Annotated in this window: 15 protein-coding genes; 14 read left to right on the top strand and 1 reads right to left on the bottom strand. The window is 45.7% G+C overall.

From position 1 onward, the window contains the following. Positions 1-49 precede the first annotated feature (49 nt). From rnmV to ACN6MV_RS00240, 10 genes are all read left to right on the top strand, one after another. On the top strand, positions 50-601 hold the full coding sequence (gene rnmV / locus ACN6MV_RS00195; protein ID WP_042123102.1) for a ribonuclease M5: 552 nt from the start codon (positions 50-52) through the stop codon (positions 599-601). Continuing rightward, positions 598-1,482: a 16S rRNA (adenine(1518)-N(6)/adenine(1519)-N(6))-dimethyltransferase RsmA gene (gene rsmA / locus ACN6MV_RS00200; protein ID WP_419885502.1), complete on the top strand. Its 885-nt coding sequence runs from the start codon at positions 598-600 to the stop codon at positions 1,480-1,482. The genes rnmV and rsmA overlap by 4 nt, the downstream gene beginning before the upstream one ends. A gap of 70 nt (positions 1,483-1,552) precedes the next feature. Further along, entirely contained in the window at positions 1,553-2,455 is a 903-nt protein-coding gene (gene yabG / locus ACN6MV_RS00205; protein ID WP_076121194.1) for a sporulation peptidase YabG, read from the top strand. A 395-nt stretch (positions 2,456-2,850) separates the two neighbouring features. Next, on the top strand, positions 2,851-3,126 hold the full coding sequence (gene veg / locus ACN6MV_RS00210; protein ID WP_019914493.1) for a biofilm formation stimulator Veg: 276 nt from the start codon (positions 2,851-2,853) through the stop codon (positions 3,124-3,126). Positions 3,127-3,308: 182 nt separating this feature from the next. Further along, positions 3,309-3,485: a small, acid-soluble spore protein, alpha/beta type gene (locus tag ACN6MV_RS00215; protein ID WP_042123112.1), complete on the top strand. Its 177-nt coding sequence runs from the start codon at positions 3,309-3,311 to the stop codon at positions 3,483-3,485. A gap of 140 nt (positions 3,486-3,625) precedes the next feature. Next, positions 3,626-4,480, top strand: coding sequence for a 4-(cytidine 5'-diphospho)-2-C-methyl-D-erythritol kinase (gene ispE, locus ACN6MV_RS00220; RefSeq protein WP_339288713.1), 855 nt, complete (start codon positions 3,626-3,628; stop codon positions 4,478-4,480). A 76-nt stretch (positions 4,481-4,556) separates the two neighbouring features. Beyond that, the gene (gene purR / locus ACN6MV_RS00225) at positions 4,557-5,384 is read left to right on the top strand and encodes a pur operon repressor (protein ID WP_042123117.1); all 828 of its coding nucleotides are present in this window, start codon (positions 4,557-4,559) and stop codon (positions 5,382-5,384) included. Between the two features lie 210 nt (positions 5,385-5,594). Continuing rightward, positions 5,595-5,882, top strand: coding sequence for a septation regulator SpoVG (spoVG, locus tag ACN6MV_RS00230; RefSeq protein WP_020425826.1), 288 nt, complete (start codon positions 5,595-5,597; stop codon positions 5,880-5,882). 281 nt (positions 5,883-6,163) lie between these two features. Then, positions 6,164-7,555 carry a bifunctional UDP-N-acetylglucosamine diphosphorylase/glucosamine-1-phosphate N-acetyltransferase GlmU gene (glmU, locus tag ACN6MV_RS00235; RefSeq protein ID WP_375105320.1) on the top strand — a complete coding sequence of 464 codons (1,392 nt, stop codon included), beginning with the start codon at positions 6,164-6,166 and terminating at the stop codon, positions 7,553-7,555. Positions 7,556-7,642: 87 nt separating this feature from the next. Next, positions 7,643-8,596 (top strand): ribose-phosphate diphosphokinase, encoded by a 954-nt coding sequence (locus ACN6MV_RS00240; protein WP_036678796.1) that lies wholly within the window; start codon positions 7,643-7,645, stop codon positions 8,594-8,596. Positions 8,597-8,686: 90 nt separating this feature from the next. Here ACN6MV_RS00240 and ACN6MV_RS00245 read toward each other — a convergent pair whose 3' ends face one another. Beyond that, positions 8,687-8,887: a hypothetical protein gene (locus ACN6MV_RS00245; RefSeq protein WP_076121190.1), complete on the bottom strand. Its 201-nt coding sequence runs from the start codon at positions 8,885-8,887 to the stop codon at positions 8,687-8,689. Positions 8,888-9,011: 124 nt separating this feature from the next. On the opposite strand from ACN6MV_RS00245, the gene pth reads away from it, so the two are divergent. The 4 genes from pth (at position 9,012) to ACN6MV_RS00265 (ending at position 14,559) form a co-directional block, all read left to right on the top strand. Next, entirely contained in the window at positions 9,012-9,572 is a 561-nt protein-coding gene (gene pth / locus ACN6MV_RS00250; RefSeq protein WP_060621480.1) for an aminoacyl-tRNA hydrolase, read from the top strand. A gap of 85 nt (positions 9,573-9,657) precedes the next feature. Then, positions 9,658-9,888: an anti-sigma-F factor Fin family protein gene (locus tag ACN6MV_RS00255; RefSeq protein ID WP_076121189.1), complete on the top strand. Its 231-nt coding sequence runs from the start codon at positions 9,658-9,660 to the stop codon at positions 9,886-9,888. A gap of 131 nt (positions 9,889-10,019) precedes the next feature. Further along, positions 10,020-13,544, top strand: a complete 3,525-nt coding sequence (gene mfd / locus ACN6MV_RS00260; protein ID WP_339288717.1) for a transcription-repair coupling factor — start codon at positions 10,020-10,022, stop codon at positions 13,542-13,544. Then, positions 13,531-14,559, top strand: coding sequence for a foldase protein PrsA (locus tag ACN6MV_RS00265; protein WP_419885503.1), 1,029 nt, complete (start codon positions 13,531-13,533; stop codon positions 14,557-14,559). Before mfd ends, ACN6MV_RS00265 begins: the two co-directional genes overlap by 14 nt. Positions 14,560-14,676: the final 117 nt, after the last annotated feature.

Raw genomic sequence — 14,676 nt, forward strand, 5'->3', positions numbered from 1 at the left:
AGGAGCGAAACCTCTTCTTTTTTGCTTTTTTTGGAAGGAGTCAATAGATATGATTAAGGAATTAATTGTCGTTGAAGGTAAGAGTGATACCGTCGCTGTTAAACGCGCTGTAGAAGCAGATACGATCGAAACAGGGGGCTCGGCGGTAGACCGGACCGTAATTGCGAAGATCGCGCTTGCTATGGAGCGTAGAGGGGTGATTATTCTTACAGATCCGGATCACGCGGGTGAACGAATTCGTAAGATTGTGTCCGCAAAGGTGCCGGGCTGTAAGCATGCTTTCATTCCGGAGAAGGACGCAACCCGTAAGGGAGATATCGGTGTGGAGAACGCCTCTCCAGAGGCGATTCGTCATGCGCTGCGAAACGTACATACCTCTTTTGAAGGAGCACCTGCAATAATTGGAATTGACGATCTAATGGCCGCTGGAATGCTTGTACACCCTCGGGCAGCTGAAAGACGTATGGCACTTGGTAATTTGCTTGGAATCGGATATTGTAATGGCAAGCAGCTGTACAAGCGGCTGGCGATGTTTGGAATTACGCGGGAGGAATTTGCCGGAGCTCTCGCCCAAATTGATCAGGGGGGCATTACTTCATGAGTGGTAGAGAGGAAATTTCAACTCCAAAACGGACAAAAGAGATTATTCAACGTTATGGATTTAAGTTCAAGAAGAGCTTAGGACAGAATTTTTTGATTGATCAAAATATATTGGACAAGATTGTAGACGCTGCTGGGCTAGATAGCGACTCAGGGGCTCTAGAGATCGGTCCTGGGATTGGAGCACTGACGGAGCGTTTGGCGCTAACAGCCGGTGCGATAACCGCTGTGGAGATCGACCGTAGGTTGATCCCTATTTTAAGGGACGTGCTTTCCCCTTACCCGCATGTTAAGGTTCGTAATGATGATGTTCTGAATGTAAACCTGCAGGAGCTGTTCAAGGAAGACTTTTCATCCGTGAACAAGGTAAGCGTAGTTGCCAATTTGCCGTATTATGTGACTACACCGATCCTAATGAAGCTGCTCGAAGAGAAGCTTCCGCTTGATAACATCGTTGTAATGATTCAGAAAGAGGTTGCGGAGCGTATGGCTGCTTCTCCGGGAGGGAAGGAATACGGAAGCCTTAGCATTGCCGTGCAGTATTACAGTGAGCCTGAGCTCGTCTGCATTGTACCGCGTACAGTATTCATTCCTCAACCTAATGTGGAGTCGGCTGTAATCCGTCTAAAGGTAAGAGAGCGTCCACCGGTAGAAGTTGAGAGTGAGAAGCATTTCTTTGAGGTCGTCCAAGCTTCTTTCACACAGCGTCGCAAAACGATTGCTAACAATCTCAAGGCTCGTTACTTCCCTGAAGAGGGACGTGAACGTCTGGAGGCTTTACTTGCAGAAGCTGGTATTGAACCAACCCGCCGTGGAGAAACGTTAAGTTTAGAAGAATACGCCCGATTGAGCGGTGTTCTGTTGGCTGCTGGAATCGTATAAGTAAAAACACGGCTAGTTATGAACCAACTGAGGCCTTTGCCCATACGATGGGGTAGAGGTGGTGGTTGTAATGAATTTAGGAGACTTGGTCGTTCGTAAATCGTATGGCGGTGATTTGACTTTTCGTGTAGATCATATTGTGCAGGACAGAGCCGTCATTAAAGGCACAGATTTCCGTCTGTTGGCGGATTCTCCTCTGAATGACTTGGTTCAAGTGCCTCCTACCCGAATTACGGAACGAGGACAACAAGCACAGATTAAAGCGAATGAATCACTGACACAGCTGCGGAAAGACCGACAGGAGCAAAGTCAGCGGAGCGGGAGCGCTCTATCAGAGGGGGCATGGGCTCCATCGCCCAAGGAAGCTGCCTATTTTGAAGTGCCGGGGAAAGTACTACATCTGGATGGCGATCCGGCGTACTTGAATAAGAGTCTAAGCTTATATGAGCAATTGCGGATCCCTGCTGAAGGTCATCATGTTCATGAGTCCGCAATGGCTGACACTTTATACCGGCTGCTGCCCCGCGTGCGTCCAGATATTGTGGTGATTACCGGTCATGACGGGGTGCTGAAGCAACAGCATACTTACGATCTTCACAGTCTGAGCAGCTATAAAAATTCGCAAAACTTCGTAGCTGCTATTAGGGTAGCTAGGGATTATGAGCGAAATTTTGATGCGTTGACGATTGTTGCAGGTGCTTGCCAGTCACATTTTGAAGCGCTGCTGGGGGCAGGGGCGAACTTTGCCAGTTCCCCTGGACGGATATTGATCCATGCCTTAGACCCAGTATACGTAGCGGCAAAATCGTCGTTCACGCCCATTAGGGATACGGTGAATCTGAGTGATGTTTTGAACAACACCATTAGTGGTAATCAGGGAATCGGCGGTATTGAGACCCGTGGCAGCTTCCGTATTGGGATGCCGCGTCTGCAGAACCTGTCAGCACTAAAAGTGACACCTTCTGCGATTTAATCGACAGGGGTAGGTCTATTTTCCAAGGCTAATTGGTAATTTGGAGTGGCCAAATAGAATAATGTGAAGAGAGGGTGAGCGATATGCTTGACCCTTTTTTTATGTTCAGAGCATATATATTGGGGCACCCGCAAAGTACCTGGGCACGGATCGAAGCCCCCCACTTTGGGGGATTTATTACGTGAAATAGCTGCTATCTTTAAAGAACTACAAGGATATGTTTTCTTGCTTAGTAGCAATCGCATTACAGATAACAAGGATATTAGTTCGCCTCTGATTGCCCGCAAAAAAATTCCGTTGACAACCAAATATTCATCATCTATAATTATTTATTTGCTTTGACAAACGCCTGAGAAAGTTGTATAATGGACAAGAAAAGAGGTGGTCGTCAGGCAATGGCTAATAACGCGCTGTTGGAAATTAAACGCAGTCTCGAAGCTCACGTCGGTCATAAGATCACGTTGCGTGCAAACGGAGGTCGTCGTAAAACCGTTGAACGCACCGGTGTCCTGGAAGAAACGTACCCTTCTGTATTTATTGTCAAACTGGATCAGGAGCAGCAAACATTCAAGCGAGTCTCCTATAGCTATGCCGATATCCTTACTGAATCTGTGGAAATCACAGTTTGTGAAGACGATGGGCAGATGCGGATTATGTATATTAAAGCTTAATGTCTCACAGGCAGCTTCCTTTGGAGGCTGTTTTTTATTTCTACGAGAACCGGTTGTCCTTGATAAAGGACGGCCGGTTCTTTTTGGCGGTTAACATGTCCGGTGAATGATCCTTGTTCTTAGCAAGCATACTAATTGAGCAATGGGTTTATCATTTACTTTCATAAGGGAGGAATTCCGTAATGAGCCGAAGAAAACGAGGCACGATGTCGGAAGAACTAAAGACGGAGTTAGCCAAGGAGCTTGGTTTTTACGAAACTGTAGAACGTGAAGGCTGGGGAGGAATCCGGGCAAAGGATGCCGGCAATATGGTAAAAAGAGCAATTCAGCTCGCTGAACAAGCTGCCCGGAAATCTTAATCTTTAGGGTGTGAACATTTATTTAACGAATAAGGGTGCGTCCAACTGGCGACACCCTTTTATTATTGGACTTCATTAGAAGTTTTTCATATAATATGTTAAGTTGTTTTTACGGGAAAAGCTGAAGGTGGGTGAACGCCTTGAAAATGTATGAAAAGGCACCAGCGAAAATTAATTTGATGCTGGATGTGCTGCACAAGCGTGCTGACGGTTTTCATGAGGTGGAAATGATTATGACCATGGTGGATCTAGCAGACCGCTTAGAGCTGTCTGAGCTGCCAAGGGATACTATTATAATATCAAGTCAAGCGGGTTATATTCCTCTAGATGAGAAGAACCTGGCCTTTCAGGCGGCTAGGCTTATTAAAGAGCGTTATAACGTGAAGAGTGGTGTACATATCCATCTGGACAAAAGAATACCGGTCGCTGCTGGCCTGGCTGGCGGAAGCAGCGATGCAGCAGCTACGCTACGCGGCCTTAATCGGCTGTGGCGTCTAGGCATACCTTCACAGGAGCTACAGGAGCTTGGTGCTGAGCTTGGTTCAGATGTGCCGTTCTGCGTTACAGGCGGTACTGCCTTGGCAACAGGTCGTGGCGAAAAGCTGACGCCGATTAAGAACCCTCCGCAATGCTGGGTAGTATTGGCTAAGCCACCTATCAATGTATCGACTGCGGAAGTATACGGACGCGTTCGGAGCAATAATATAGCTGTTCATCCTTCGGCTAGAAAGATGCAGGACGCGATCGAAGCTGGAGATTTTGGGGGCGTGTGTAATCATCTGGGTAATGTGCTTGAGGATGTTACTTTAAAGCTGCATCCAGAGGTACAGCAGCTCAAAGAGGCGATGGTTAAGCTCGGAGCAGACGGAGTCTTAATGTCCGGCAGCGGTCCTACAGTGTTCGGTTTAGTGTCCAAGCAGTCTAAAGTAGCAAGAATTTATAATGGACTGCGAGGGTTCTGCAAGGAAGTCTATGCAGTGAGATCACTCAATTAATATGCTTCTCTTGTGTAAACCCGTACAAAAGTGATATATTTTTCATAAAATATTCGGTTTTGGCGAGGAGCATTCCGTGAAGAAATTAAAAAGAAGCCAACGTTTGGTAGACATGACTCAGTTTTTACTTGAGCGGCCACATGACCTACTGCCGCTGTCTATATTTGCCGATCGGTATGGAGCGGCTAAGTCCTCCATCAGTGAAGATTTGGCAATCATAAAAGAAGTATTTGAAGGTGAAGGCATCGGTGAGCTTCAGACCTTAGCCGGCGCAGCAGGTGGAGTACGTTATATTCCTGTTATGCCTAAAGAAATGGCGCTCTCTTTTGTTAAACGTTTATGTGTGCAGCTAGAACAGACAGATCGGATACTGCCCGGTGGTTATTTGTATATGTCGGATCTGCTTGGACTGCCATCTTTGATGGAGCAGGCGGGGAAGATCATCGCAACGGCCTTTTATGGATCGGAAATCGATGTGGTGATGACAGTAGAAACTAAGGGGATTCCGTTAGCCTATGCAACGGCAGCACAGCTCGGCTTGCCAGTAGTACTGGTACGACGTGACCATCAGGTTACAGAAGGCTCGGCAGTAAGTATTAACTATGTATCTGGATCACATAAGAGCATACACACCATGTCTCTCTCCAGACGTGCACTCAAGGAGAAATCGCGGGTACTCATTGTAGATGACTTCATGAAGGCAGGCGGAACCGTTCGAGGGATGGTCGACTTACTGGGAGAGTTTAATGCCGAGGTTGCTGGAGTGGGTGTATTAGTTGAGTCAGGCGCAGTAGAGTCGGAAGAACGCCTGTTGCATGACTATGTGTCTTTAGTAAAGCTGAGCGAGGTCGATTCGAAAGAGCGGCGGATTTCAGCGCATCCGGGTAACTATTTTTCCTCTTGATGGTTTGACGTTTCTACGTTTTCAAAAAGCGTGGAAATTGTCGAAAACGTAAGGAATATTAAGAAAATCACCCGATGCATGTCGAAAACAACAGATCCTAAAAAATATATTTCTTTTTTAGGTATTTTATGGAATCAAAAAGAAGGAATTCGCTTTGCTGTGTGGAATTATACACCAAGTCTCTGATGGAAAAAGGTGGTGAACACACACATGCAAATTACGGATGTCAGACTCCGCCGCGTTAACTCTGAGGGGAGAATGAAAGCAATCGCATCCATTACAATCGATAACGAGTTTGTTGTTCATGACATTCGCGTCATCGATGGTAATAACGGGATGTTTGTTGCAATGCCCAGCAAGCGTACACCGGATGGCGAATTCCGCGATATCGCTCACCCGATCTCTTCGGGAACACGCGAGAAGATTCAATCCGCGGTTTTAGCCGAGTACGATCGCGCCGCTACTGAAGAAGAAGAAGTTATTGAAGAGGGAGCTTAGGCTGCCTCGGAAGACGGCTACCTTTTGGGTGGCGTAGGATCCGCCGTTTTTGATAAGATCATACCGAATACACTTCAGGACTTAAGCAGCTTGATCTTGCAAGAAAAGCTACCGCTAGTGAAGGATTTGACGACATCTTCGAAAGGCAGCGATAAATGCTTTTCTAACATGGGGTTTATAGAAAAGGGAACCATGACTTCATGGTTCTCTTTTCTTTTTGCCCGGAATGAGATATATTCAGTAGTGAGTTCAAGAGTAGGAGGTTGGCATTCTTGAAAAGAATGGCTATAGTTCTTGCCGCAGGTCAAGGCAAGCGAATGAAATCTAAATTATATAAGGTGCTGCACCCCGTTTGCGGTAAGCCAATGGTAGGGCACGTGCTTGATACAGTAAAAGCTACCGGATGCCAGCGCACCGTTGTTGTTGTTGGGCATGGCGCAGAGAAAGTTAAGGCCTTTGTAGGGCAAGGTGCGGAATACGTGCTGCAGGAAACTCAGCTCGGTACTGGTCACGCTGTCAAACAGGCTAAGGATTTGCTCGGTAGTGAAGAGGGAACAACGATTGTTGCCTATGGCGACACTCCGCTTATTACATCGGAGACGCTGATAGGATTAATGGCTCTGCATGAGGAACGTCAGGCAGCAGCGACTGTATTAACTGCAGTAATGGATGATCCATCCGGGTTAGGACGGATTATTCGTAGTGAAGATGGCGGTTTATTGAAGATTGTAGAACAGAAAGATTGTAATGCCGAACAGGCTGCTATTCATGAAATTAATACAGGAATTTATTGCTTTGATAACATTAAGTTATTTTCAGCGTTAGAGAAGGTTACTAACAGCAATAATCAACAAGAATATTATTTAACAGATGTTATCAGTATTCTGCGTGAGCAAGGTGATCTTGTTCTAGCTTTTCAGACTGAGGATGCTAACGAGTCTATTGGTGTTAATGACCGTCTAGCTTTGTCAGATGCGGAAGCAATTATGCGTCAACGTATCAACCGCAAACATATGCTGGGTGGCGTAACCATAATCGATCCTGCCTCCACTTATATCGGAGCAGATGTGGTCATTGGTTCTGATACAACGATCTATCCAGGAACCATCTTGAAGGGGAAAACTGTAATCGGTGAGAATTGTGTGATCGGACCGGCAAGCGAAATCGAGGATTGTCAGATCATGGACGACGCAACGATTAAGCAGTCTGTATTGAATCAAGCACAAGTCGGCGCACGGACTACCGTTGGGCCTTTTGCCTATTTGCGTCCAGGTTCTATACTTGGAGAAGAAGTGAAAGTTGGAGATTTCGTCGAGATCAAAAATGCTACGATTGGTGACGGCTCTAAGGTGTCACATCTTAGCTATATTGGCGATGCATCTGTGGGTAAGAATGTAAACGTCGGTTGCGGTGCGATTACTGTTAACTATGACGGGTATAATAAATCTACGACAACAATTGAAGACGATGCCTTTATCGGCAGTAACGTTAACCTTATTGCACCAGTTACTGTGGGCAAAGGGGCTTTTGTTGTAGCTGGTTCGACAATTACGCGTTCCGTTTCAGAGAACGATCTTGCTGTTGCTAGAGTAAGACAAGAGAACAAACCGGGATATGCTGAGAAGATACGTTCCCGTGCAAAAGCGAAGAAAGACCACTCGAGTCCATCGTAAAGCGTTGCTAAGAAGCGCCGGACGGACTTATATTTCCGCGCCGGCGCCTTTGGAAAGCTAAATTCCGTCACGGAGGGTTTAAATTTTATGACTTATTGTGATTCCAAATTAAAGATTTTCACTTGTAACTCCAATCCTAAGCTAGCTAGTCAAATTGCTGATTACATCGGAATTCCGATGGGTGAATCGCATACTACAAGCTTTAGCGATGGGGAAATTCAGGTCAAGCTGTCAGAAAGCGTTCGGGGTTGTCATGTGTATATTGTTCAATCCACCTGCGGCCCAGTTAATGACAACCTAATGGAGCTTTTAGTTATGGTAGATGCACTCAAACGCGCCTCCGCAAAAAGCATCAATGTGGTTATCCCTTACTATGGTTACGCTCGCCAAGATCGTAAAGCTCGTTCCCGTGACCCTATTACGGCCAAGCTGGTAGCAAATTTGATTGAAAAAGCCGGCGCTCACCGTGTAATTACGATGGACCTCCATGCTATGCAGATTCAGGGATTCTTTGATATTCCAGTGGATCACTTGCTGGGAGTACCAATTCTGGCTCAATATTTCCGTTCCAAACAAATTGAGAACCCAGTTGTCGTATCACCAGATCACGGCGGTGTAGTACGTGCAAGAAAGCTTGCTGATTTCCTGAACGCTCCGCTTGCAATTATAGACAAGCGTCGTCCAGAGCCGAATGTCAGCGAAGTCATGAACATTATCGGTAATATTGAAGGCAAAACAGCCATTTTGATTGATGATATTATCGATACTGCCGGAACCATCGTACTTGGTGCTAATGCTTTGATGGAAGGCGGCGTGAAGGAAGTATACGCTTGCTGTACACACCCAGTATTGTCTGGTCCTGCTCATGAACGTCTGGAGAATTCTCCGATTAAAGAAATTATCGTGACGGATACCATTCCAATTCGCAGCGCGAACCCAACCTCTAAGCTCAAAGTGTTGTCCGTGGCTCCACTTATGGGTGAGGCAATTATCCGCGTCCATGAAGAGTTGTCGATTAGTAAATTGTTTGAGATTGAATAAATATAAATCAATGATATAGTACAAAAGGGTTACACCTCCGTAGTCGGAGATGTAACCCTTATCGGCGTGATGCAGGTGGAAGCGCTGGTTTCAATATCCGGCGCGGGAGACAAAGGTGAATATGCTGCGGTTATAGAGAGTCCCTTGCAGCTCCACAAATCCTTCGTCCACTGCTGTCAATACACCGATGTCAATGTGCACGTCGCCTCTGTATATTTCCACAGGCACAGCATATTGGATATGGTACTGGAAATCACGTTGATGTGTTAAGATTCCACCTGGTTGTAACATTGGTTATCACCTGTCTTCGGAGTATAATTTCGCTCTGGTTGCACAGAGATATGTAGATAAGATCTATTGTACCAAAAACGGACTTCTCTTGCTGGGAGCCCGAATGGAAAGGAAAGGTTCGATAATGAAATGGATTGTCGGATTGGGAAATCCGGGAACACAATATGCGAAAACAAGGCATAATGTTGGCTTTATGGCATTGGATGAGCTTGCGGCCCAAAACGGAATTTCTTTCAACCAAAGCAAATGTAAATCCGTAATCGGTGAAGGCGTGATTGGTGGAGTCAAAACGGTATTGATTAAACCGATGACCTTTATGAATTTATCCGGTGAGGCCGTTCGTGCTTATATGGATTATTACAAAGTTAAACTTGAAGATATGATCGTTGTTTACGATGATCTGGATACCGAAATTGGAAAAATCCGATTGCGCTATCAAGGAAGTGCTGGTGGACATAACGGAATTAAATCGATCATTCAGCATGTAGGTACACAAAGCTTTAATCGGGTACGAATGGGTATTTCTCGTCCTGAACCGGGTTTTGCCATAGTGGATTATGTTCTCTCGTCTTTTCCTAAAAAAGAAGGCGATCCACTGAAGCAAATGATCCTTAATACTTGTGATGCACTGGAGTTCAGCTTGCATAATTCATTCGAACAGACGATGGCTAAATTCAATGGTTGATCTGTAAACTCTGTTTGTGATTAAGGCTAAAGATGATGTTCGCCGGACATACTGAAGGTATATAGTACCTTCAGGAGGCATATAGATGGCAATAAACTATGTTTGTAGGCACTGCAAGACATCTCTAGGCAGCATTAATAGAAGTGATGTTACAGAAGTGCAGTTGGGCCTTCATTCCTTGACCCCTGCGGAGCGCAGAGATATAATAGCGTATAATTCAGAAGGTGAGATCACGGTAAAGGTGACTTGCGACTATTGCAAGGAGGCTTTAGAGCACAATCCGGAGCTTAGCCTGCTGACAAGTCCGCTTCAGTAGGTGGAAGCGCCTGTCTCTATCGTCATCCGCAAGCCTTGGCGTTACAGCTGAGGCTTCTTTTCGATTCCAATCATAATAGGTGACGGCGGCTTTGGCTTCCGTTAGCCTGTTTAGTAAGAGAGGTGCGCCTGTTGTTACAAGGTATTATAGAAGCTTTTTCCAAGGATCCCGATTTCCAGTCTATCACCCAAGGTGTCGCTGCAGGTATGAAAGAGCAGCTCATATCGGGGCTTACAGGTTCTGCTAGACAGATTATGCTTGCAGCACTGCATGAAGAGACGGCTCGTCCTTTGCTTGTGGTGACTCATAATATGTTTTCGGCTCAGAAAATGGCCGATGATTTACAGGAAGCGCTTTCGCCGGAACGAGTTCTGCTCTATCCAGCTAATGAACTTGTGGCTGCGGAAGCAGCTGTATCAAGCCCCGAGACTCTGGCTCAGCGTATTGATGTACTGACCAAATGTGCTCAGGGCTTCCGTGGTATTGTTGTAGTTCCTTACTCAGGAGTGCGCAGACTGCTTCCTGCTCCAGAGGTTATGGCAGAAGCGCAGGTTACGGTTTCCCAGGATGGAACGCTCGCTCTGGATGAATTCTTGATGTCCATGATCGAGATGGGTTATGAAAGAGTAGAGCGGGTTGAGAACCGTGGTGAGCTAAGCGTACGTGGCGGAATTATTGATTTTTATCCAATGACTTCTCCCTTGGCTTATCGGGTTGAGTTATTTGATGATGAGGTTGATTCCATAAGAACTTTTGATCCAGTGGACCAGCGTTCTATTGATAAGGTACGTAGTGTGAAGATTACACCGGCTAAAGAGATCATAGCGAGTAGGTTTCGCCAAGAAGCTGCTTCCGCTGAAGCATCAGTTAGGCTGGAGCGACAGCTCGAGAAGATGGCGGATCGGCAGGCTAAGCTGCGACTTAAGGAAGAAATAGGCCGTGAGCTGGAGATGTTGCGTGAAGGGACTTATTTCCCTGAAATCTATAAATATATCAGTCTTTTATATCCTGAACGTTCTCATTTATTTGATTACATGGTGGAGGATACGATCCTTATTCTCGATGAGCCGACAAGACTGCTTGAAACAGCGAAACAACTCGAACGAGATGAGTCGGAATGGAACCTGCATTTGATGCAAAATGGCAAAACATTGCCGGATCTGGATCTCTCTGTCGAAACAGATGTTGTGATGTACAAACGTCCGTTTCAAAGCCTGTTTATGTCGATCTTTTTGCGTCAGGTCCCGCATATTCAACCACAAAACATTCTTGGGTTTATTAGCCGTGGGATGCAGGATTTCCATGGTCAGATGAACGTGCTTAAATCAGAAATGGAGCGTTGGCAGAAGTCCGGTGTAAAGGTAATGATGCTTGCGAGCAGTGAAGAACGGATTGAACGTGTGCGCAGAGTCCTCTATGACTACGGTATTGATGAGCCAACGATCGTACAAGGAAATCTGGGTTCTGGCTTTGAACTGCCTTCTATTCATTTAGCCGTTATCACGGAAGGAGAGCTGTTCTCTCAGAAGCAGCGGAAGGCACGTAAGATCTCCAAGGGAATAGATAATGCTGAACGGATTAAGAGTTATACTGAGCTGAAAATCGGCGATTATGTCGTTCACCAGAACCACGGTATCGGTAAGTATATGGGGATCGGTACGCTGGAGGTCAGCGGGATTCATCGCGACTACATGCATATTTTATATGCGGGCGGCGATAAGCTCTCCGTGCCGATTGAGCAAATTGACTTGATTCAGAAATATGTCGGTTCAGAAGATAAAGAGCCGAAAGTATATAAACTAGGCGGTAATGAATGGACACGGGTGACTAATAAGGTCCGCTCTTCCGTTCAGGATATTGCTGATGATCTAATAAAATTGTATGCTGAACGCCAAAGTGCTGCAGGATATGGTTTTGAGAAGGATACGCAGGAGCAGCGTGAATTTGAAGAGATGTTCCCATATGAGGAGACAAGGGATCAGCTTAGAGCGATTGAAGAAATTAAGAAGGATATGGAGCAGAATCGTCCGATGGACCGGCTCCTCTGTGGAGACGTTGGTTATGGGAAGACGGAGGTAGCTATCCGAGCAGCTTTTAAATCAGCGATTGAAGGTAAACAGGTAGCTGTGCTGGTACCGACAACGATTTTGGCTCAGCAGCATTATGAGACCTTCCGGGAACGCTTCGCTAATTATCCGCTGAATATTCAAGTTCTAAGTCGTTTCCGCAGCCGTAAGGAGCAGAATGAGACGATTAAAGGCGTTCGGGCGGGAACGGTTGATGTGGTTATCGGTACCCACCGTTTATTGTCTCAGGATCTTGTATTCAAGGACCTCGGTTTATTGATTGTGGATGAAGAACAGCGGTTTGGTGTGACTCATAAAGAGAAGCTGAAAAAGTTAAAAACGAATGTAGATGTTCTTACCCTAACAGCAACTCCAATTCCTCGTACACTGCATATGTCGATGCTGGGAGTGCGTGATTTGTCTGTCATTGAGACGCCACCAGAGAACCGTTTTCCCGTGCAGACTTATGTGGTTGAGCATAGTCAGACACTTACGCGGGAAGCTGTAGAGCGCGAATTAGCTCGTGGCGGTCAAGTTTACTATCTCTATAATCGTGTGCAGGGCATTCAAGAAATGGCCGCTCAAATTTCCATGCTAGTTCCTGAGGCTAGGGTAGGCATCGGACATGGTCAAATGTCGGAAGCTGAGCTCGAGAAGACGATCCTTGATTTTCTTGATGGAGAATACGATGTGCTGGTCAGCACAAGTATTATTGAGACGGGTGTAGATATTCCTAACGTAAATACACTTATTGTGCATGATGCGGATAAGATGGGCTTGTCTCAGCTGTATCAGTTGCGTGGACGTGTAGGCCGGTCCAACCGGATTGCGTACGCCTATTTCACGTATCAACGGGACAAGGTTCTGACGGAAGTGGCAGAGAAGCGGCTGCAGTCTATTAAGGAATTTACGGAACTCGGTTCTGGTTTCAAAATAGCGATGCGAGATTTATCTATTCGCGGTGCCGGCAACTTACTTGGCGCAGAACAGCATGGTTTTATTGCATCCGTAGGATTTGATCTATACTCACAAATGCTGGCGGAGGAAATTCGCAAGCGTAAGGTTACTGTACTTGGTGAGGAGGATACGTCCCTTAAAGAAGGCAATACTGTCATTGATTTGTCGATTGACGCGTATCTGCCATCCGAGTATATTTACGACAGTATCCAGAAAATTGAAATCTACAAAAAAGTTGCGGCAGTGACATCCTTCGATGATGCTTCTGAGCTTGAGGATGAGCTTTTGGATCGGTTCGGAGAACTGCCTGAAGCAGTTGTTAATCTACTAACTGTGGCTCGTCTGAAAGTGTATGGGAAAATGTATGGTATTGATTCCATGATCAGACGTGGTGATGATGTTACCCTGAATTTCTACGAGGGGAGTCTTGGCGCTCTGGATACAGCAAAACTCGCTAAAGTTGGAAATAGCTTCGAAAGACGTGTACAATTCGATAGAGATGCTAAAGCCAGTATCCGAGTTAAATCGAAAGATTTAAGTGATAAACAGCTGCTTGACTTGCTTGAACAGTTTCTTAAGGAAGCTAAACAGTCTTTTAAATCGAAGGGAGAACTACACAATGTCGTTAAATAAAAAAAAATCATGGAAAGTTCTGCTCGTTTCATTGGTAGCAGCGGTTTCCTTTTCTATGCTCGCAGCATGCGGTAGTAGTGCTGATGATAGCAAGGCAGTAGCGACTTATAAAGGTGGAACGATTACAGAGAAGGAATTTGCGATGGATCAAAAAATCATGAAATTCCTCTCCCCACAGCAAGCGCAATATTTAGAGATTGATGCTTTTAAGGAGTCTATTTTGAAACAGGAAGTGGGCTTCGAATACTTGGCTTCCCAAGCAACGGATGAAGCGAAGAAGCAGGCGAAGAAAGAGGCAGATAGCCAAATCGCAGATTTGAAGAAAGCTCTGGGCGACAATTATAAGAAAACACTAAAAGACGCAGACGTTACTGAGGGCGACATCCATAGTTATATGGAGCGTGTGCTGACAGTTTATCAGGATATGCTGCTTAAAGTGACCGACGATCAGGTTGTTAAAGAATTTGAAGCTACAAAAGGTGACTTTACGGTAGCGACTTTGCGTCATGTGCTGATCGGTCTGACCGATGCTGACAACAAAGAGCGCACCAGCGAAGAAGCTCTGAAAATCGCGAAGGAAGTTAAGGCAAAGCTGGACGGCGGAGCTGATTTTGCAGCAATCGCTAAGGAATACTCTGACGATACAGCCTCTAAGGAAACGGGCGGAGAATACAAAGATAAAGCTGTAGGCACCTATGTAGATGAGTTTAAGAAGGCTGCCCAAACGTTGCCTTTGAATACCATTAGTGATCCTGTAGAGACTTCTTACGGTTACCACATTATTAAGGTGGAGTCCCGCACAGACAAAACCTTTGACCAGTTAACTGATGAACAAAAAGAAGGCATTAAGAGCTCCATTGTGTCCAAGAACCTAGAAGCGTTCATGGAGAAAGATTTGGAAGGCATTATTGAGAACATCAATCTGCCGAAGAGCTCTGCTGCCGCAGATGAATCCGGAACAGAAGCCACTACAGCACCAAGTGCATCCCCAAGCGCTACAAAAGCCGCTGAATAAACATCGGCAAAAATGGACAAGCTTACCTTAGAAAAAGCCATCCTCACTTAATGTGAAGATGGCTTTTTATTTCGAAGAAACATCTGTAGAACGGCTTTATCTTGATACAGATATTAA

This window comes from Paenibacillus sp. B-A-8 (assembly GCF_048572915.1).
GTDB lineage: Bacteria > Bacillota > Bacilli > Paenibacillales > Paenibacillaceae > Paenibacillus_AQ.

Excerpts from the sequence above, each read along its gene's own strand:
- rsmA (WP_419885502.1), top strand. The coding sequence starts at position 598 with ATGAGTGGTAGAGAGGAAATTTCAACTCCAAAACGGACAAAAGAGATT.
- spoVG (WP_020425826.1), top strand. The coding sequence starts at position 5,595 with ATGCAAATTACGGATGTCAGACTCCGCCGCGTTAACTCTGAGGGGAGA.
- rnmV (WP_042123102.1), top strand. The coding sequence starts at position 50 with ATGATTAAGGAATTAATTGTCGTTGAAGGTAAGAGTGATACCGTCGCT.
- ACN6MV_RS00255 (WP_076121189.1), top strand. The coding sequence starts at position 9,658 with ATGGCAATAAACTATGTTTGTAGGCACTGCAAGACATCTCTAGGCAGC.
- glmU (WP_375105320.1), top strand. The coding sequence starts at position 6,164 with ATGGCTATAGTTCTTGCCGCAGGTCAAGGCAAGCGAATGAAATCTAAA.
- yabG (WP_076121194.1), top strand. The coding sequence starts at position 1,553 with ATGAATTTAGGAGACTTGGTCGTTCGTAAATCGTATGGCGGTGATTTG.
- ACN6MV_RS00215 (WP_042123112.1), top strand. The coding sequence starts at position 3,309 with ATGAGCCGAAGAAAACGAGGCACGATGTCGGAAGAACTAAAGACGGAG.
- ACN6MV_RS00245 (WP_076121190.1), bottom strand. The coding sequence starts at position 8,887 with ATGTTACAACCAGGTGGAATCTTAACACATCAACGTGATTTCCAGTAC.
- pth (WP_060621480.1), top strand. The coding sequence starts at position 9,012 with ATGAAATGGATTGTCGGATTGGGAAATCCGGGAACACAATATGCGAAA.
- ACN6MV_RS00240 (WP_036678796.1), top strand. The coding sequence starts at position 7,643 with ATGACTTATTGTGATTCCAAATTAAAGATTTTCACTTGTAACTCCAAT.
- veg (WP_019914493.1), top strand. The coding sequence starts at position 2,851 with ATGGCTAATAACGCGCTGTTGGAAATTAAACGCAGTCTCGAAGCTCAC.
- ACN6MV_RS00265 (WP_419885503.1), top strand. The coding sequence starts at position 13,531 with ATGTCGTTAAATAAAAAAAAATCATGGAAAGTTCTGCTCGTTTCATTG.